Source organism: Clostridium intestinale, from assembly GCF_035905475.1.
Lineage (GTDB): Bacteria > Bacillota > Clostridia > Clostridiales > Clostridiaceae > Clostridium_T > Clostridium_T intestinale.
In genome coordinates, this window is record NZ_CP121166.1 from 3,897,789 (window position 1) to 3,916,658 (window position 18,870).

19 protein-coding genes and 1 pseudogene are annotated in these 18,870 nt (G+C 29.7%); 15 read left to right on the forward strand and 5 right to left on the reverse strand.

All coding sequences use genetic code 11. The features are described from left to right. The first annotated feature begins 19 nt into the window (after positions 1-19). Both P8F83_RS19850 and P8F83_RS19855 read left to right on the forward strand, forming a co-directional pair. The gene (locus P8F83_RS19850; protein WP_326512384.1) at positions 20-2,455 is read left to right on the forward strand and encodes a glycogen/starch/alpha-glucan phosphorylase; all 2,436 of its coding nucleotides are present in this window, start codon (positions 20-22) and stop codon (positions 2,453-2,455) included. A gap of 24 nt (positions 2,456-2,479) precedes the next feature. Further along, entirely contained in the window at positions 2,480-4,297 is a 1,818-nt protein-coding gene (locus P8F83_RS19855) for a glycoside hydrolase family 13 protein (protein ID WP_326512385.1), read from the forward strand. 43 nt (positions 4,298-4,340) lie between these two features. Here the strand turns inward: P8F83_RS19855 and P8F83_RS19860 are convergent, their stop codons facing one another. Then, positions 4,341-4,583 (reverse strand): DUF2164 domain-containing protein, encoded by a 243-nt coding sequence (locus P8F83_RS19860; protein ID WP_326512386.1) that lies wholly within the window; start codon positions 4,581-4,583, stop codon positions 4,341-4,343. Then, positions 4,580-5,089, reverse strand: coding sequence for a deoxycytidylate deaminase (locus P8F83_RS19865; RefSeq protein ID WP_326512387.1), 510 nt, complete (start codon positions 5,087-5,089; stop codon positions 4,580-4,582). Before P8F83_RS19865 ends, P8F83_RS19860 begins: the two co-directional genes overlap by 4 nt. Before the next feature lie 302 nt (positions 5,090-5,391). On the opposite strand from P8F83_RS19865, the gene P8F83_RS19870 reads away from it, so the two are divergent. The 5 genes from P8F83_RS19870 (at position 5,392) to P8F83_RS19890 (ending at position 9,131) form a co-directional block, all read left to right on the forward strand. After that, positions 5,392-5,835, forward strand: coding sequence for a hypothetical protein (locus P8F83_RS19870; RefSeq protein WP_021803804.1), 444 nt, complete (start codon positions 5,392-5,394; stop codon positions 5,833-5,835). 256 nt (positions 5,836-6,091) lie between these two features. Beyond that, entirely contained in the window at positions 6,092-7,237 is a 1,146-nt protein-coding gene (locus P8F83_RS19875) for a glucose-1-phosphate adenylyltransferase (RefSeq protein WP_021803803.1), read from the forward strand. Positions 7,238-7,271: 34 nt separating this feature from the next. Next, a complete protein-coding gene (gene glgD / locus P8F83_RS19880) occupies positions 7,272-8,378 on the forward strand; it encodes a glucose-1-phosphate adenylyltransferase subunit GlgD (RefSeq protein WP_181602101.1) in 1,107 nt (368 codons plus the stop codon). Positions 8,379-8,505: 127 nt separating this feature from the next. After that, complete coding sequence (locus P8F83_RS19885; RefSeq protein ID WP_181602102.1) at positions 8,506-8,673, forward strand: hypothetical protein; 168 nt, start codon at positions 8,506-8,508, stop codon at positions 8,671-8,673. An 11-nt stretch (positions 8,674-8,684) separates the two neighbouring features. Beyond that, positions 8,685-9,131, forward strand: a complete 447-nt coding sequence (locus tag P8F83_RS19890) for a VanZ family protein (protein ID WP_326512388.1) — start codon at positions 8,685-8,687, stop codon at positions 9,129-9,131. 17 nt (positions 9,132-9,148) lie between these two features. On the opposite strand, the gene P8F83_RS19895 is transcribed toward P8F83_RS19890, so the two are convergent. Continuing rightward, positions 9,149-9,859: a GntR family transcriptional regulator gene (locus tag P8F83_RS19895; protein ID WP_021803801.1), complete on the reverse strand. Its 711-nt coding sequence runs from the start codon at positions 9,857-9,859 to the stop codon at positions 9,149-9,151. A gap of 189 nt (positions 9,860-10,048) precedes the next feature. Here P8F83_RS19895 and P8F83_RS19900 point away from each other — a divergent pair, with 189 nt between their 5' ends. The 5 genes from P8F83_RS19900 (at position 10,049) to truA (ending at position 14,604) form a co-directional block, all read left to right on the forward strand. After that, entirely contained in the window at positions 10,049-11,446 is a 1,398-nt protein-coding gene (locus P8F83_RS19900) for a glycoside hydrolase family 1 protein (RefSeq protein WP_326512389.1), read from the forward strand. 179 nt (positions 11,447-11,625) lie between these two features. Continuing rightward, the gene (locus tag P8F83_RS19905) at positions 11,626-11,925 is read left to right on the forward strand and encodes a PTS sugar transporter subunit IIB (protein WP_021803800.1); all 300 of its coding nucleotides are present in this window, start codon (positions 11,626-11,628) and stop codon (positions 11,923-11,925) included. 46 nt (positions 11,926-11,971) lie between these two features. Then, positions 11,972-13,387 carry a PTS cellobiose transporter subunit IIC gene (gene celB, locus P8F83_RS19910; RefSeq protein WP_073022845.1) on the forward strand — a complete coding sequence of 472 codons (1,416 nt, stop codon included), beginning with the start codon at positions 11,972-11,974 and terminating at the stop codon, positions 13,385-13,387. 85 nt (positions 13,388-13,472) lie between these two features. Continuing rightward, positions 13,473-13,787, forward strand: a complete 315-nt coding sequence (locus tag P8F83_RS19915) for a PTS sugar transporter subunit IIA (RefSeq protein WP_326512390.1) — start codon at positions 13,473-13,475, stop codon at positions 13,785-13,787. Between the two features lie 79 nt (positions 13,788-13,866). Further along, on the forward strand, positions 13,867-14,604 hold the full coding sequence (truA, locus tag P8F83_RS19920; protein WP_238907618.1) for a tRNA pseudouridine(38-40) synthase TruA: 738 nt from the start codon (positions 13,867-13,869) through the stop codon (positions 14,602-14,604). Positions 14,605-14,748: 144 nt separating this feature from the next. Here the strand turns inward: truA and P8F83_RS19925 are convergent. After that, positions 14,749-15,948: pseudogene (locus tag P8F83_RS19925) on the reverse strand (IS3 family transposase). 342 nt (positions 15,949-16,290) lie between these two features. Here P8F83_RS19925 and P8F83_RS19930 point away from each other — a divergent pair. Further along, entirely contained in the window at positions 16,291-16,560 is a 270-nt protein-coding gene (locus P8F83_RS19930) for a hypothetical protein (protein ID WP_021803796.1), read from the forward strand. Positions 16,561-16,622: 62 nt separating this feature from the next. On the opposite strand, the gene P8F83_RS19935 is transcribed toward P8F83_RS19930, so the two are convergent. Further along, positions 16,623-16,859: a DUF1292 domain-containing protein gene (locus P8F83_RS19935; protein ID WP_326512391.1), complete on the reverse strand. Its 237-nt coding sequence runs from the start codon at positions 16,857-16,859 to the stop codon at positions 16,623-16,625. 153 nt (positions 16,860-17,012) lie between these two features. Between P8F83_RS19935 and P8F83_RS19940 the strand changes: the two genes are divergently transcribed. Both P8F83_RS19940 and P8F83_RS19945 read left to right on the forward strand, forming a co-directional pair. Next, positions 17,013-17,897 carry a VIT1/CCC1 transporter family protein gene (locus tag P8F83_RS19940; RefSeq protein WP_326512392.1) on the forward strand — a complete coding sequence of 295 codons (885 nt, stop codon included), beginning with the start codon at positions 17,013-17,015 and terminating at the stop codon, positions 17,895-17,897. Positions 17,898-17,966: 69 nt separating this feature from the next. Then, the gene (locus P8F83_RS19945; protein WP_326512393.1) at positions 17,967-18,842 is read left to right on the forward strand and encodes an SPL family radical SAM protein; all 876 of its coding nucleotides are present in this window, start codon (positions 17,967-17,969) and stop codon (positions 18,840-18,842) included. Positions 18,843-18,870 lie beyond the last annotated feature (28 nt).

Here is an 18,870-nt window from a genome sequence, read left to right on the forward strand (position 1 = left end):
TATTACGGGAGTGATGACCATGCTCACAATAAGCAAAGATAGATTTAAAAAAGATTATATACAAAAATTTATAGAACTACACGGAAAAGACTTAGATGAGGGGACTAATTTAAATAAATACGAAACCTTAGGGAGCTTAATTAGAGATTACGTATCTAGAATGTGGATAGAAACTAATAAAAGATATAACAGAGAGAAAGAGAAACAAGTATATTATTTTTCTATGGAATTTCTTTTAGGAAGGCTATTAGGAAATAGTTTATTAAATCTTGGAATAAGAGATGTTTGTAAAAAAGCGTTAAAGGAATTAGGAGTAGACCTTGAAGATTTAGAAAATCTTGAACAGGACCAAGGCTTAGGTAATGGTGGTTTAGGAAGACTAGCAGCTTGCTTTTTAGATTCTATGGCATCTTTAAAGATACCTGGTAATGGGTGTGGAATAAGATATAAGTACGGCTTTTTTGAACAAAAAATAATAGAAGGCTCTCAGGTCGAATCTCCTGATAAATGGTTAAGAGAAGGCAATGTATGGGAGATTAAAAAAACAGATAAGGCTGAGGTTGTGAAATTTGGAGGAGAAATAAAAACTGAGTATATAGGAGGAAGATTGACCTTCACTCATATTAATTATGAGCCTGTATTAGCAGTTCCATATGATACTCCAATAGTAGGTTTTGAGAATGAAGTAATAAATACATTGAGACTTTGGAGTGCTGAACCTGTAGTAAATGAGTTTGATTTTTCATCTTTCAGTAGAGGAGAATTTTTAAAAGCTATAGAATATAAGAACTCAGTGGAGGCTATATCTCAAGTTCTTTATCCAGATGATTCATTCTATGAGGGAAAAATATTAAGACTTAAGCAACAGTACTTTTTTGTATCAGCAGGTATACAAAGTATAATTAGACATTATAAAAAACATCTAGGAGATTTATGTTTATTAAATGAAAAAATAGCAATACACATAAATGACACGCATCCAACTCTAGCTATTCCAGAACTTATGAGAATACTATTAGATGAAGAAGGCCTTTCATGGGAAGATGCTTGGAGAATAACTACAAATTCTGTATCTTATACTAATCATACTATTTTACAAGAGGCTTTAGAAAAATGGCCAATAGATATGTTTAAGAAGTTATTGCCTAGAATCTTTATGATAGTAGAAGAAATAAATGAAAGATTTACAAGAAAGTTATGGAGTAAGTATGAAGGGCAGTGGGATAAGATATCTCAAATGGCTATAGTAGGGGATGGGTATGTAAGAATGGCTCATTTAGCTATAGTAGGTAGCCATAGTGTTAATGGGGTTGCAAAACTTCATACAGAAATCTTAAAAAATCAGCAAATGTCTGATTTCTATTACATGTATCCTAGAAAGTTTAACAATAAAACAAATGGAATTACTCATAGAAGGTGGTTAATAAAAGCAAATCCTAAGTTAACTAAATTGCTTAATGAAACTATAGGAGAAAGTTGGATTAAACATCCAACGGATATGGAGAAGTTTGAAAGGTTTAAAAATGATAGTTTTGTTAAAGAAAGTTTATTTAAAATAAAAAATGAAAACAAACAAAAGTTAGCGAAGATTATTAAAGATAATCAGGGAATAGTAGTAGATACTAACTCTATTTTCGATGTTCAAGTAAAGAGAATTCACGCATATAAAAGACAAACTTTAAATGCCCTTAGGATAATGGATTTATACAATAAGCTATTAGAAAATCCAAGTATTGATATAGCTCCAAGAACTTTTATATTTGCAGGAAAAGCAGCGCCAGCTTATTATTTAGCGAAAAAGACCATAGAGATTATAACTGCACTAGCAGACAAAATAAATAATGATCCTAGAGTTTCAGATAAAATGAAAATAGTTTTTATGGAGAACTACAGGGTATCCTTAGCTGAAGATATAGTACCAGCTACAGAAGTAAGTGAACAAATATCAACAACTACAAAAGAGGCTTCGGGAACAAGCAATATGAAGTTTATGATGAATGGAGCTATAACAATAGCTACTCTTGATGGAGCAAATGTGGAGATTAGAGATGAGGTTGGAGATGATAATATAGTCATCTTTGGATTAACAGAGAGGGAAGTGTTAGAGTATTATAGGCATGGAAAGTATTCGGCCTGGGATACACGAAATGGCGATGAAAGATTAATAAAGATAACTGATCAACTTGTAAATGGATTTTATCATGATGAAAAGGATAGATTCAGAATTATTTATGAAAATTTATTAAATTATAATGATGAATTTTTTGTCTTAAAAGATTTTGATTCTTATATTGAAGCTCAAGACAAAGTAGACAAATTATATAAAAATAAAGAGAAGTGGCAGGAGATGAGTTGTGTTAATATAGCTCACTCAGGTATTTTTTCAAGTGATAGAACCATAAAAGAATATGCTACAGGTATATGGGGATCAGGATATTTATATAAAAATTTATAAAATCAATATGAGAGGATAGTGAGTATGGATAATGTAACTATATATCATAACTCTCAAGACTTAAGCTTTAGAAAACCCTTTGGAGCAGTGAGAGTAGATACAAAAGTAGAATTATTTTTAGAATCCCAAGTAAATATTCATGAGGTTTTTCTAAATATTATTGATTTCAATAATGATATGAGAATTATACCCATGAATAGGCGAACTTTAGAGTATGGAAAAGAGAAATATTCAATAGTTTTGGAGCTTAATAAAGTTGGAGTTGTTAAATATTATTTTTCATTTAAGATTAATGAGGATATAGTTTATTACGGGAATAATGAAGAAGAATTAGGTGGAGAAGGTCAAATATATTATCATAATCCTAAGGGATTTCAGATAACAGTTTATGAAGAAGCTTTAGTACCTAATTGGTATAAACATGGGGTAATATATCAAATATTTGTAGATAGATTCTATAATGGCAATGAAAATGGTTTGGTTAGTAATCCTAAGAAAAACTCTTTTATATATGGTAGGTGGGATGATGAACCTATGTATATAAAAGACAACAATGGAGATATAGCAAGATGGGATTTTTATGGAGGAAACCTAAGGGGTGTAATAAATAAGCTGGATTATTTGAAAAGTCTAGGTGTTACTATAATCTATTTTAATCCTATATTTAAAGCTTCCTCAAATCATAAATATAATACAGGGGACTACAAAAAAATTGATGAGATGTTCGGAGATGAAAAGATTTTTAAAGAATTATGCCTAAAAGCTAGAGAACGAGGTATAAGGATAATATTAGATGGTGTTTTCTCTCATACTGGACAGGACTCTATATACTTTAATAAGTATAAAAATGAAAATTCTTTAGGTGCCTATGAGTCAAAGGATTCACCTTATTATGATTGGTATAGATTTTATAATTATCCAGATGACTATGAGTGTTGGTGGGGAATAAAAGATTTGCCAAATGTAAATGAAATGAATCCAACATACTTAGATTATATTATAAGAAATAAGGAGTCTGTTATATCTAAGTGGATGAGTTTAGGTGTACATGGATGGAGATTGGATGTAGCAGATGAGCTTCCAGACGAATTTATTGAGATCTTAAGGGAGAGAGTTAAAAAAGAAAATCCAGATGGGGTTATAATAGGTGAGGTTTGGGAAGATGCATCTAATAAGGTTAGCTATGGAGTAAAAAGAAGATATTTTCTTGGTAAGGAGCTGGATTCAGTTACTAACTATCCATTAAAGAATGCATTAATTGCATTCTTAAGAGGAGATATTACTTCTAATAGGTTCTCTAGAATTATTTTAAGTTTAAAAGAGAATTATCCAAAAGAAAATTTTTATAGCCTTATGAATATCTTAGGAAACCATGATACGGAGAGAATCTTAACTTCATTAGGTGGAAAAGATTTGATTAATCTAGCATTAGTTATTCAAATGACTATGGTAGGGGTTCCGCTTATATATTATGGTGATGAAGCAGGACTAACAGGAGGAAAAGACCCTGATAATAGAAAGACATTTCCATGGGGAAAAGAAGATAAAGAAATTTTCTATATGTATAAAAAGATGGTTTCTATTAGAAATGAAAATGAAGAATTGATAAATGGAGATATAGAATTTATTAGTTCAGAAGAAGATATTTTATTATTTAGAAGAATTTTAAATAATAAATATCTATGTATAGCTGTTAATAGAAACCTATCTGAAGAAAAGGAAGTTGTACTTCCTGAGAAAAGTAAAGTTATATACAAAAAAGACCTTCTTACTAATATCCGAAAACCTATAATAAATGGGAATTTGGCATTAAAACCACTTGAAGGCGTAATATTAGAATAAAAGAAAGAATTACTATGAGCTTTTAATTCTCATAGTAATTTTTTTAATATCTTTGGATAGATAATAAATCTTCAATTGAATTTCCCATATATTTATATGAATCAAGAACTCCTTGATTATAAAATTCAGGAGCAAGTTTATCCACAATGAAGTTTAAAATTAAACTTGCTGCTAAGTCACCTATTTCTTCATCTCTATCATTATAGAAATAAGTTTTAATCAAAGAGATCATCTCTTCTCTTTTTTCTTTTGATAGTTCAAGTTCATTCTTTTTTTGTGCACTCATTTTGTATCCTCCATATTTTCAAAAGAAATAAATAAATCTTTTCTGTTTGTTTGAAATTTAGTGAATGTGACGTTTGAAGTATTAAGCATACGTTTAGATGCCTTTACTATATCAGTAACTGAATATTTATCTGAAAGATATATTATATCTTTTATTCCAACCTGTATAAGTGCTTTAGTACATTCATTACAAGGGAAAAGGGTAGTATATATTTTGCAATTCTCTAAGCTAGTACCTATGCTGTTTAATATAGCATTTAGTTCGGCATGACAGGTATATGGGTATTTTGTTTGCAAAAAATCTCCGGAATTCCCCCAAGGAAAATCATCATCAGAGCAACCTTTAGGAAGTCCATTATAACCTATTCCGATTATTTTATTGTCAGAATTAACTATGCAAGAGCCGACTTGAGTATTAGGATCCTTACTTCTTAATGAGGAGATAAGAGCTATCCCCATGAAATATTCATCCCAAGATATATAATTTTCTCTTTTAGTATCAACCATAAATAAACTCCTTTACATAAAACATTATAGTTACATTATAACTTTTTTTATTAAATAATGTATTGAAAATAATTATCAATTAGAGTATACTATATTTAATAAACTTAACACTTTTTATTTATTTACTAGCGATAAAATATAAAATTAAGCGTTAAGTATATCCTCCATTAAAATTCACCTATAGCTAGAGAGTCAGCTTTTAAAGTTGGCTCTTTTTGATTTTTAAAAATACTTAGCTGACATAAATATATAGGAATAAATATATTAAAATGAACATATTAAATATCTAGGAGGTGATATTTGTGATAAGAACTGTGGTGTGTGAAAAGGAAGGATGCAGTGGAAATAGTTTTTATTTAGAAAATAAGGATGAAAAATTAATATTAACTTGTAAAGAATGTGGAAGTAATTATGAAATAGATGTGAGTTATTATGATTATACTTTATTATCAGAATGCTCTAGGTGTAGAAATGATACATTTAAAATATTTAGAGATAGAGATAAAGAGGGTATATATTTAAAATGCGTAGAATGTGGTGGACCTCCAGAACACATTTATTTAGATGAATATGGCAATCAAATTAATTATGAAAGTAAAATTTTAAATGATGTTAAAGATAGGATAACTCTGTTAGATCAACGTATGTTTTCTTTAGAGAAAAAAATGGAAGAGTTAGAAAATGGACAAGATTTGATAGAAGAATCCTTGGCATATGTTTCAAAGTTCTTAACTGAGCGTAGTTAACATTTATGAGAGTACTAATTAAAGCCTAGTAGTACTCTCTTTTTATTTATGAATTCGTTTCATAAATGAAGGATATGTAAAAAAGTTCACTTACCATATAAATCCAGAAAAGCTTATTGAAGTAATACAGTTATGTTGCTATAATTAGAGCATATGGGAAAAAATGTAATGAGGATATGTTTAAACAAATGATAATAAAATAGATTGATAAATTTATCTATTAGGGAAAAACATCATTAGAAAGGGAGGTTATAAAATGGTCAAAGAAAATATTATTGCTATGATTTTAGCTGGTGGACAAGGATCTAGGTTAGGAGTATTAACTAAAAAGTTGGCAAAACCAGCTGTACCATTTGGAGGAAAATACAGAATTATCGATTTTACTCTAAGCAATTGCTCTAATTCTAATATTCACACGGTAGGTGTGCTTACACAATATCAACCACTAGAATTAAACTCTCACATAGGAATAGGAGACCCCTGGGATTTGGATAGAAGAGATGGGGGGGTAAATATTCTACCACCTTATCAAGAAGAAAAGGGCGGAAATTGGTATAAGGGTACTGCTAATGCTATATATCAAAACATACCTTTTGTAGATGACCATGATCCAGAATATTTGTTGATACTTTCAGGTGATCACATTTATAAGATGGATTATGAAAAAATGTTAGATTTCCATAAAGAACATGAAGCAGATGTAACAATTGCAGTTATTGACGTTTCTTTAGAAGAGGCATCTAGGTTTGGAATAATGAATACAAGAGAGGATTTAAGTATATATGAATTTGAAGAAAAACCAGCTGAACCTAAAAGCACTAAGGCATCTATGGGAATATATATTTTTAACTGGAGAACATTAAAAAAACTATTAAAAGAGGATGAAGCTGATAAAAACTCTAATAATGATTTTGGAAAAAATATAATACCTAAAATGCTAGAGCAAGGTAAGAAGTTAATGGCATATCCTTTTGAAGGATATTGGAAAGATGTTGGCACCATAGAAAGTCTTTGGGAAGCTAATATGGATTTATTAAAAGATGATAATGAATTGAATTTATATGACAATGAATGGAGAATATATTCTATTAATCCAGTAAGGCCAGCTCAATATATAGGACCACATGCTAGTGTAAAATCTTCCTTGGTAGTAGAGGGGTGTATAGTTCATGGAGAAGTAGAAAATTCAGTTTTATTTCCTGGAGTTTTTGTAGGTAAAAATACAGTGATAAAAAACTCTGTAATAATGCCAAATACTAAAATAGGTGAAAATGTAATTATCGATAAAGCTATAGTTGGAAATAATGTAACAATTAGAAGAGAATGTAGAATAGGGCATGGAAACAAGATAACTGTAATACCAGCAAAAGAAGATATTAAAAGTGGTACCATAATGGAATAAACCTAATGTTTATATAGATAAAGGGAGTGGGATTTTGAAAACTTACATGGGAATTATTAACCTAGATGAAAATGAGGGAAGAATAAATGAACTTACTAGAACCAGACCATTGGCATCTGTACCTATGGCGGGAAGATATAGAATCATAGATTTTATACTTTCTAATATGACTAATTCTGGTATCAACAATATAGGGATTTTCACAAAAAACAAATCAAGGTCCTTAATAGATCACTTAAGTAACGGAAGACCTTGGGACTTGCATAGAAAGATAGATGGATTAAGAGTTTTTAATTTTTCAGATGACGATTTATACTATGATGACGTGCATATATTCGCAAACAATATTGAGTTTTTTAAGTTCAGTAGACAAGAATATGTACTAATGGCTCCATCATATATGATTTGTAATATAGATTTTAGTAAAATTAGTGAATATCATGAGAATAATAACTCAGATGTTACAGTAGTTTATAAGAAAATAAATAATGGTGATAGTAGTTTTATTAATTGTGATGCATTAAGCATAGATGAGGAAAATAGAGTAAGAAGTGTAGGCAAAAATATTGGAAGTAATAAAGAACTTAATATATGTATGGAAATGTTTCTTTTGAAAAAAGATTTATTTATAGAGATAATTTATGATTGTATAAAGACCGGTAAGTATAGAAAAATAAAAAAAGCTATTTATGAAAAGTTAGATGAGCTTAAAGTAAATGCTTATGAATTTAAAGGATACCTAAGTTGTATAGATTCTTTGGGTTCTTATTATAAGGCTAACATGGATTTATTAAATGTAAAGATAAATACAGAGTTGTTTTTTGATAATGGTCCAATATATACAAAAACTAAAGATGGAGGACCAACAAAATATACTAAAGATAGTGATGTTAAAAATTCTATAATAGCTAATGGATGTTATATAGAAGGAAGCGTAGAAAATTGTGTTATTTCTAGAAGTGTTCATATAAGAAAAAATGCCAAACTAAAAGACTGTATTATTTTTCAAAATGTAATAATAGCAGAAGATGCTAGCTTAGAGAATGTTCTTATTGATAAATATGGTCATGTGGAAAAAGGTGAAGTTTTAAAAGGTTTAGACAAGCATCCACTAGTTATGGAAAAAGAAAGAGTGTTTTAAGGGGCCACCTCTCAATCTTTTTACAGTAAACTGTAAATTTAAGGTTGATTTAATAAACAATCATAGAGAAACAGGCTATAATTATTAAAGGATAGTGATTTATATTGAAGATTGTGGGGTGGATATAATGAAGAAGAGTAACGTGTGTTTAATAGATATAATGGTTATAATACTTGGGATGGTGATGATTTTATTTGTTAAAAACTCTACAAGATTTTTAGGAGTGGGTTTAATATCTTTAGCCTTTACTTATCTATTAAGAGATAGATATAATATAATAAAAAAACTAAAGTAAGGGTTGATTATATGAATGACAAAAACAGAAAGTTGATAAGATGGATATTATGGGTAGCTTGGATGATAGTAATATTTATCTTTTCTCAATTGCCTGGGGATGTATCAGATGAACAAAGTAAACTAGTAATATATATATTTAATGTATTAGGATTAGATCTTAACAGCCATTTAGGCAATTTAGCCAATTTTGTTGTAAGAAAAGGGGCTCATTTTACTGAGTACTTTATTTTATATATTCTAACGCTAAATGTATTAAGAATGTATATGGATAAAAGAAAGGCTTGGAACTATTCATTAGCATTTGTATTTTTATATGCGTGTAGTGATGAATTTCATCAATCTTTTGTACCAGGAAGAGGTCCAGCGGTTAGAGATGTACTTATAGACACTAGTGGAGGAGCTTTTGCATATATTGTGACTAGCGTAATCAATAGATTTAAAATAGGGAAGAAGTAGCGTAAAGCTACTTCTTTTTATTTTATAATAACAGTCTTAAATTCATAAAATGAGTAATGATGAAATGAAAGTGAATATTCAAAAGGCTGTCCGTTATCCAAAAATCCAACCTGTTGAACATCAGCGATAGGGTCATTTTCCTCTAAACGTAGATGTTCTATTTCAAAAGGAGTAGCTTTTCTAACATGTATAGTTCTATGAGCACTTTGAATTTTATACCCAAGGGTATCTTCAATATATTCATATAAAGAACCTTCCAAAATAGATTTTTTAAAATTAGGCATAAGTGCTAGAGGCATATAAGTCTCTTCAATGACAGTAGGTTTGCCATCTATTAATCTTAAACGAATGATTTTATAAACAAAAGAATCAGGTTCTAATTTAAGTTTTTCACAAATATCCTCATTTGCTGGAATAACTGCAAATTCAATTACTTGGCTAGTAACTTCATGTTTATAATTACTAGCTGTAAGTCCTTCAAATTGACTGGAAAGTAATAATCTTTGAATATCTTTGATCTGTACATCTTTAACAAAGGTACCAGCTCCACGTCTCTTAACAATTAGACCTTCGGCAACAAGCATATCTAAAGCTTTTTTCACAGTCATTTTACTAGCTTTATATTGTTCGCCTAAATCCTTTTCAAAAGGTAATTGTTCATTTGGAATATAAACTTCTTGCAAAATCTTATCTCTTATATCATTAGCAATCTCAACATATTTTAGCATTATGAATCTCCTGATCATATCAAAAGTATATTTATTATGGTTTATATTTATAGTATAACAAAATTTATGAAATAAGAATAGATATTTACCATAAATTTAAAAGTATAGACTTTTATATTAAAAGTATGATATTATTTAACCGTAAAATAATATTTGAACCAAAATATATACTTTTAAGGGGGAAAATAAATGAATTATAAATTTCCAAAAAACTTTTTATGGGGAGCAGCTTCTTCAGGTCCTCAATCAGAAGGAGCTTCAAATAAAGATGGTAAAGGTAAAAACATCTGGGATCACTGGTATGAAATCGATCCAGAAAAGTTTTTTAACCAAGTAGGGCCACAAGATACATCAAATTTTTATAATTTGTACAAAGAAGATATTAAAAGAATGAAAGATATAGGTTTTAACTCTTATAGAACATCAATAACTTGGTCAAGATTAATCCCAGATGGTGATGGCGCGGTTAATGAAAAAGCAGTAGAATTCTATAATAATATTATAGATGAGCTAATAAAAAATGGTATAAAACCAATCATAAACTTATATCACTTTGATATGCCTTTAGCTATGCAAGAAAAAGGCGGCTGGGAAAGTAGAGAAGTAGTAGAAGCTTATGCTAGATATGCACGTAAGTGTTTTGAACTATTCTCTGATAGAGTTAAATATTGGACTACTCATAATGAACCTATAGTTCCAGTAGAAGGCGGATATCTATATCAATTCCATTATCCTTTAGTAACAGATATGAAAAGAGCTGTTCAAGTAGCATATAACACTATGTTATCAAGTGCTAAAGCAGTTGCAGAATTTCATAAGCTAAATGTTGAAGATGGAAAGATAGGAATAATACTTAACCTTACACCTTCTTATCCAAGAGATATAAATAATCCTGATGATGTAAAAGCAGCAAATATTGCAGATTTATTCTTTAATAGAAGCTTTTTAGATCCATCAATATTAGGGGAATATCCTGAGGAATTAATTCAAATTATAAAAGATAACGATATAATTCCAGAAATCCATGAAAATGATCTTGAAGTGATCAAAAATAATACAGTGGATTATTTAGGCGTTAACTATTACCAACCACGTAGAATAAAAGCAAGAGAAAAGGCAGTAGATCCAAGTGAAGCCTTAATGCCAGAAACATTTTTTGGTAACTATGAGTGGCCAGAACGTAAAATGAATATCTATAGAGGCTGGGAGATATATGAAAAGGCTATCTATGATATAGCAGTAAACATTAAAAATAACTATAAAAACATACCTTGGTATATTTCAGAAAATGGTATGGGAGTTCAAGATGAAGACAGATTTATAGATGAAAATGGAATGGTTAAAGACGATTATAGAATTGAGTTTCTTTTTGAGCACTTAAGATGGCTTCATAAAGGAATAGAGGAAGGATCTAATTGCTTTGGATACCATATGTGGACATTTGTAGATAACTGGTCTTGGACTAATGCATATAAAAATCGCTATGGATTCTATAGAGTTGATTTAGATAACAACTTTAAAAGAAGTGTTAAGAAAAGTGGTTTATGGTATAAAAAAGTTGCAGAAAATAATGAGTTAGTTGATTAATATTTCAAAAAATCGGCATTAGTTTTTAATGTCGATTTTTCTGATTTTATGGCATTGTATATCTCTTAAAAACAAAAGTATATATTTTTATGTAATAATATATTGACTTTTAATAGATATGGATATATAATTGTTTTGTAAGCATTTACATCATCTATTAAAAAGGGAGGGATTTTAATATGAAAAAAATTAGATTATTCTGTTCGGCAGGAATGTCAACATCATTATTAGTTAGTAAGATGCAAGAAGCAGCTAAAAGCAAAAATATTGATGTAGATATATTTGCATATCCAGAAGCAGAAGTAAGTGAAAGAGGACAAGAAGCTGACGTAATACTACTTGGGCCGCAAATAAAATATCGTTTAAATGCGATAAAAGAAATTTATCCAGACAAGCCTGTAGATGTTATAGAAATGAGAATGTACGGGTTAATGGATGGAAACGCAGTATTAGAAAAAGCATTGAAATTATTAGGGTAATAATAAAATTTTTAAAATATAAAAACATTATTTTGGAGGGTTAAATATGAATAAGTTAATTGCTGTTCTGGAAGAAAAAGTTGTGCCAGTAGCTATGAAGATAGGAAATAATGCCTATCTAAATGCAATTAAAAATGCGTTCTTAAGACTTATGCCGCTATCATTAATAGGTGCTATGTTTATACTTATTAACAACGTATTTTTAAACTTTGGGGAAGGAACTTTCTTCTATCAAATGGGTATAAGATTATCAGAAGACACTGTTAAGTCTATTGCTCAATTCCAAAGCATCGGTAACGCTGCTATAAATGGAACAATAGGTATAATGTCGTTAATGATACCTTATATGCTAGCTAGTGAAATAGGTAAAAAGAACAATGTTGATGAAGGAGCTACTGGTTTAATGGGTATAGTTTCATTCATAACATTAACACCAGCTGCAATAGGCATTGATTATACAAGCCTAATAAAAGATGGAGTTATAACAATAGACGTAGCATCTAAATTAACTCAATCAGTTGGAGGATTCTCAACATCATTCTTTGGTGGACAAAACGTTATATCAGGTATGCTTATAGGTTTATTTGTTGGAGAACTTTATTCATTTATAGTAAAAAGAGGATGGGTAATAAAAATGCCAGCGAACGTTCCGCCAGCAGTATCTCGTTCTTTCAGTTCATTAATCCCAGGATTTATAATTTTAACTATATTAGGTTCATTGTCAACTATATTATCAAGAAACGGTATGAATTTCCATGATCTTATAATTAAGTTTATAGCTACACCACTAACTAATGCAGGTGGATTAGTAGGAGCTGTATATGTATTCTTCTCAGCATTCTTATGGTTCTTTGGAGTACATGGAGCATTAGCATTGTCAGCGCTAGACAGCCCAGTTATGGGAGTTATGGCACTTCAAAATGTTGACTTATTCCAAAAATATGGATCAGTTGATGCTGCAGTTAAAGCAGGAGAGCATTTCAATATGTGGGCTAAGCCTATGATAGATTCTTATATATTCTTAGGAGGAACTGGAGCAACTTTAGGACTTGTAATAGCTATATTCTTAGCATCAAAACGTCCAGACTGGAGACAAGTTGCGAAGTTTGGTTTACCATCAGGTATATTCCAAATAAACGAACCAATATTATTTGGTCTTCCAATAATACTTAATCCAGTACTATTTATACCATATATAATTGTACAACCTATACTTGCTATAGTTACAACAATCGCATATACAATAGGATTTATTCCTCCAATAACTAACATGGCACCATGGACAATGCCAGTAGGTTTAGGAGCGTTCTTTAACACTAACGGAAGCATAAACGCTATGATACTTGCTTTAGTAAACTTAGCAATAGCTACATTAATATACTTCCCATTTGTAGTTGTAGGTAACAAGGTAGCAGAAAAAGAAAGACAAGAAGCTTTAGATAACCCAGAAGTAACTGCATAATATAAAATCTTAGGAGAATAGGCGTAAGCTGTTCTCCTAAGTTATCTTTTCACAAATATAATTAAAGCATTTAGGAGGAACAATAATGGAAGAATTACAATTAGCAGCATTTCAAATAATAAGTGAAGTAGGTACAGCAAAATCATACATAATAGAAGCTTTAGGATTTGCAAGAGAAAAGAAGTTAGAAGAAGCTAAAGAAACATTAAAAAAAGCAGAAGAACATTTAAAAGAAGGACACAAAGGACACTTTGATTTAGTTCAAAAAGAAGCAAGAGGAGAAAAGCTTGAGTTCTCTATATTATTTATGCATGCTGAAGATCAATTGTTAACTACAGCCACATTAAAAGATGTTGTAACAGAAATGATAAACATGTATACAATGATTCACGAAAAATAAGCTATTAATTTAGTCTATTTTAATTTATAATAAGGCTATTGTTTTAAATAAATACTAAATAGACTAAAGGTGGAATTAGATGAGAAACTTAAAAATGATCATACAATATGATGGAACACGCTATAAAGGATGGCAAAGACAGAAGGATAACGACTTAACTATACAAGGAAAATTAGAAAATGTTTTATCTAAAATGACAGGTGAAACTATACAAGTAATAGGTTGCGGAAGAACAGATTCAGGAGTTCATGCTGAGAATTATGTAGCAAACTTCCACACTAATTGCGATTATAGTATCAATACTATAATGGGATATCTATACGACTTTTTGCCAGAAGACATAGTAGTAAAATCTATAAAAGATACTGGTGAGAGATTCCATGCAAGATATAATGTTAAATCAAAAACTTATATTTATAGAATATATAATAGTAAAGTTAGAAATGTTTTTAACAGAAAGTATGTATATCATACTGATGAGAAATTAGATTTAGAAAACATGAGAAAAGGTGCTGAATATTTAATCGGAACTAATGATTTTCAAAGTTTTACTAGTCTAAAACCTAATACCAAATCTACCGTTAGAACTATTAATTATATAGACATAAAAGAAAATGATGGTTTAATAGAAATTGAGGTTAATGGAAATGGATTCTTATTAAATATGGTGAGAATTATTACAGGAACTCTTTTAGAAGTTGCAAAAGGAAAACTTAAACCAGAGGATGTAAAGAGAATTTTAGATGAAAAAAGAAGAGCAGAGGCTGGTCCTATAGCTCAACCTAAAGGATTAATATTAAAAGATGTAACATTTTAATAAACTTAAAGCTATTGTAATTAAATTTGCAATAGCTTTTTTTCTATTTAAATACTTTTCTATTTTTCTATTTAAGTACTTAACTTCTTATTAAACATAATAATATAATGGACCTAGGTCAATATCTTGGACACATTTTAAGTCTCAAATTGTCATTCTAAAAAGATCTTCTTTCATTTGCGGAGTTATGTAATCAATAGAACTATGAATTCTTTTACGGTTATACCAAGACTCAATGAAAATAAATAAGTCTAACTTTGCACTTTCATAATCATAATATTGAACATTGTTAACTTGTTCTTTCTTTAAAATAGAATGAAAAGACTCTATACAGGCGTTATCATAAGGGCATGCTTTTCTGCTATTTGAAGCTTTTATTCCATATTTTTTTAGTCTATTAATAAACTCTGTACTTGTGTATTGAACTCCAAGATCAGAGTGGAAAATAAGCGATTCAGTTGGCTTCTGGATTTTATATGCATTATCTAAAGCAGCTATTACTACAGAAGAATCCATAGTCTTTGAAAATGAGTAGCCAACTATCTTTCTCGTATACAAGTCCATATATAGAAGCTAAGTAGCACCAGCCGTCCTTTAATGTATGAATATAAGTTATATCTCCTACCCATTTTTCATTTAGTTTGGTAGTTTTAAAATCCTGTTTGAGTAAGTTTACTCTTTCCAATACTTTCTTAGTAGATTTCGGTGGTCTAAATTTTTTAATTACTATAGAACGAATATTTAGCTCCTTCATTAATCTCTGAACTCGTTTAATACTTATATAAGTACCTGACTTTTCAAGAGTTTTTTGTATTTTGGGAGCACCATATCTACATTTGTTTTCATTATAAATTTGTAGTATTCTTTCTTTCAATATTATGTTTTCCGATTCCCTCCGGGACGGAGTATGGTGATGAGATTGGTAGTAAGTACTCTTAGGCATATTCAGTAATTTACACATGAGTCTTACTGGATAAATTCCATGATTATTATCAATAAATTTAATTATATCTCTTGGTCCTTTGAGAATATGGCGATAGCTTTTTTGGCTAAAGCCCGCCTTTGGTGTAATATTTCAAGTTCCATTTTAATTCGTTCATTTTCTTTCTTTAATTTTGCGAACTCTTTAGAGTCTTCCTTACTCTTTTCTTCAGTAGCTTTACTCTTTTTAGCTATAATAGGCTTTTTCGAGATTTTCTCTTTCACTTGAACACTATTAGTCCAGTTATTCAGAGTAGCTGTTGACACGCCATATTCTTCACATATCGCTTTAATTGGTTTTCCGGTATTGTATACTTCGATTACCATCTTCTTAAAATCATCTGTATAAGTTTTTCTTCTCACTTGAACACACCTCTCTTAACTTTATTATAAATAATTATTAAAATGTGTCCATAAAACCATACTAGCATCAATAAATTAAGGAAAATGACTTTGATGAAGCTGAGGAAGAAGGAATCTAATGAAGGTTAAGGAACACCTTCTACAGGTCAGATGTGCATAATAATTGAATGAATTTTATGGAGCTTGAAAAGAAGCTCCTACAGAGAAATACGTGCATAATTATCAATCTATGACTTTAATGAGCATTGAGGAGAATGTTCTACAGAATAGTAATGAGAAGGAATTAAATAGATTAAAATGGATAGAATAGTATTGTAATAATGTTATTTAGGAGGAAAAATTATGACAGAGCTTGAAGATGCAATTGAGAAGATAAGAGAATTGGAGTGTCCTACTGGGGAAGTTGAGGATCGTGTAGCAGAAATACTTGAAGAGTATGAGGTGGCTGAAGGGAACGATATAATCGTATTAAGAGATGAAAACTATGATACCAATGAAGCTGAGGCATATAGTGCCAAAATTCCAGGGGAAATAGATAAATCTCTTGTGGTATTATCAAAATCAGGATTAGATGACTATGTTGCTAAAGTTATTGACGTGTACATAGATTAATCAACTTGTTTTATGATATAAGACTGTACTTAAAATCAAATTTAAGTACAGTCTTATTATTTCTAACTAATATGTGCAGCTTTTTTTACCATAGAAATTTCACTTTCGCTTTCAACAGCTTCTAGGCTTTCATTTAATTTAGCATCAAATAGCATTTTGTATATTTCTATATTTTGTTCGTTTCCGACTGGAGCCATGACTACATATTCTTTAGAGTTTATTAGTAATTGGTCAAGTATTGTGTAATCAACTTTTTCTCCATTTTCATCAGTAAAGGTCATTTTTCTTTTTTCGCTCATTTATCTTCACTCCTTAAAAATTATTCAAGTTTATTATTCTCAAATTAAATAAATTAAATTATAAATATTAATGGAAGTTGTTTATTTATTTTAACTTTTTTATAATATACTTATAGAAGACATGGATATATATGTAAAAGAGGTGAAGGTATTATGAGTGAAATTTTATTAAGTGATCCAATAAAAAAATTAGTAGAGAAAATGCAAGTAGATGAAATTACTGAATACTATATTTATAGTAAAGTAGCGAAAGGAATAAAAAATGATAATAATAGAAAAGTTCTAGAAAAAATAGCTAATGAAGAAAAAGCTCATAGCTTTGTATGGAAAAAATACACCAATAAAGAAGCTAAACCTAAAAAGTTAAAGGTGTTTTGGTATGTACTAATAAGCAGAATTTTAGGCTTTACCTTTGCTTTAAAACTTTTAGAAAAAGGAGAAGAGGCTGCTGGGGTTAATTATGATATTATAGCAAAGGAAATACCTAAAGCAAAGGAGATTGCAGATGATGAGGACAGGCATGAAAAAGAGCTTTTAGGACTTCTTGATGAGGAAAAACTTAAATACGTAGGATCTATGGTTCTTGGATTAAATGATGCCTTAGTAGAACTTACTGGAACCTTAGCAGGTTTATCTTTGGCTATTCAAAATACTAGAATAATAGCACTGTCTGGATTGATTACAGGAATTTCAGCAACTTTATCTATGGCATCATCAGAATTCCTTTCTGCTAGATCAGAGGGAAGAAAAGATGCATTAAAGTCTTGTACTTATACAGGAATAGCATATTTGTTTACTGTAATTATATTGATATTACCATTTTTACTTTTACCTCCTGAGGATTACTTAGTGGCACTTGGAATAATGATCGCTTCAGTAGTCTTAATAATAGCAGGATTTAATTATTATATTTCAATAGCTAAAGATTTAAAGTTTAAAAGACGTTTTTTAGAAATGACAGGTATAAGCTTAGGTGTTGCAGTAATATCTTTTGGTATTGGAATATTAGTTAAAAAGTTTTTAGGAATTGATATTTAAATATGACACACTTATGTGTAATTATGTTTGGTAAGATTAGATTAAGTATATATGAAGAGGTTAAATAGTATGATAGAGGAAATAGAGGCTAAATCAATTTTAGTTAAAAATAAATATCCAAATCAATGGTTTGGAGTGCAATATACTATGAATATATATAAAGGCTGCCAACATGGTTGTATATATTGTGATTCTAGAAGTGAGTGTTATAGGATAGAAAACTTCGATAATATATTAGTAAAAACAAATGCAGTGGAACTTTTAAAAAATGAATTAGCTAGAAAAAGAATTAAAGGAACTATAGGAACTGGGGCTATGAGTGACCCTTATACTCATGTGGAAAGAAAGTATAAGCTTACTAGAAAAGCATTAGAGGTAATTGCAGACTTTAGATATCCAGTTAATATTGTAACTAAAAGTAATCTAATTTTAAGAGATATAGATTTGTTAAAAGAAATAAACAAGATATATGCATCTGTAGCTATAACAATAACAACAGCTGATGATAACTTGGCCAAAAAGATAGAACCTTTTGCATCAAGTCCAACAGAAAGATTTGAGGCTATAGGTATATTATCAGAGCTTGGTATTAATGTAGGTATAACTATGATGCCTATTTTACCATTCATAGAAGATAATGAAGAGAATATCTTGGAAATATTGAATATGGCAAGAAAATATGGGGTTAAATATATTTACCCGTTTTTTGGAGTAACATTAAGGGATAGACAACGTGATTATTATTATGAGAAACTAGATAAGTTATTTCCTGGAGTGAAGGAACAGTATCAAAGTCATTATAAAAATTACTATAGCTGTAGGATTTTAAAATACGAAAAGATAAAAAAGATGTTTTATGATTATTGTAGAATACACGAAATATCTACGGAAATGCCATCTTATTATGAGGAGATATCTTCAACTCAATTAAGTTTTTTAGAGTAAATTTAAAGAAAAAGATTAGCTAATTTAA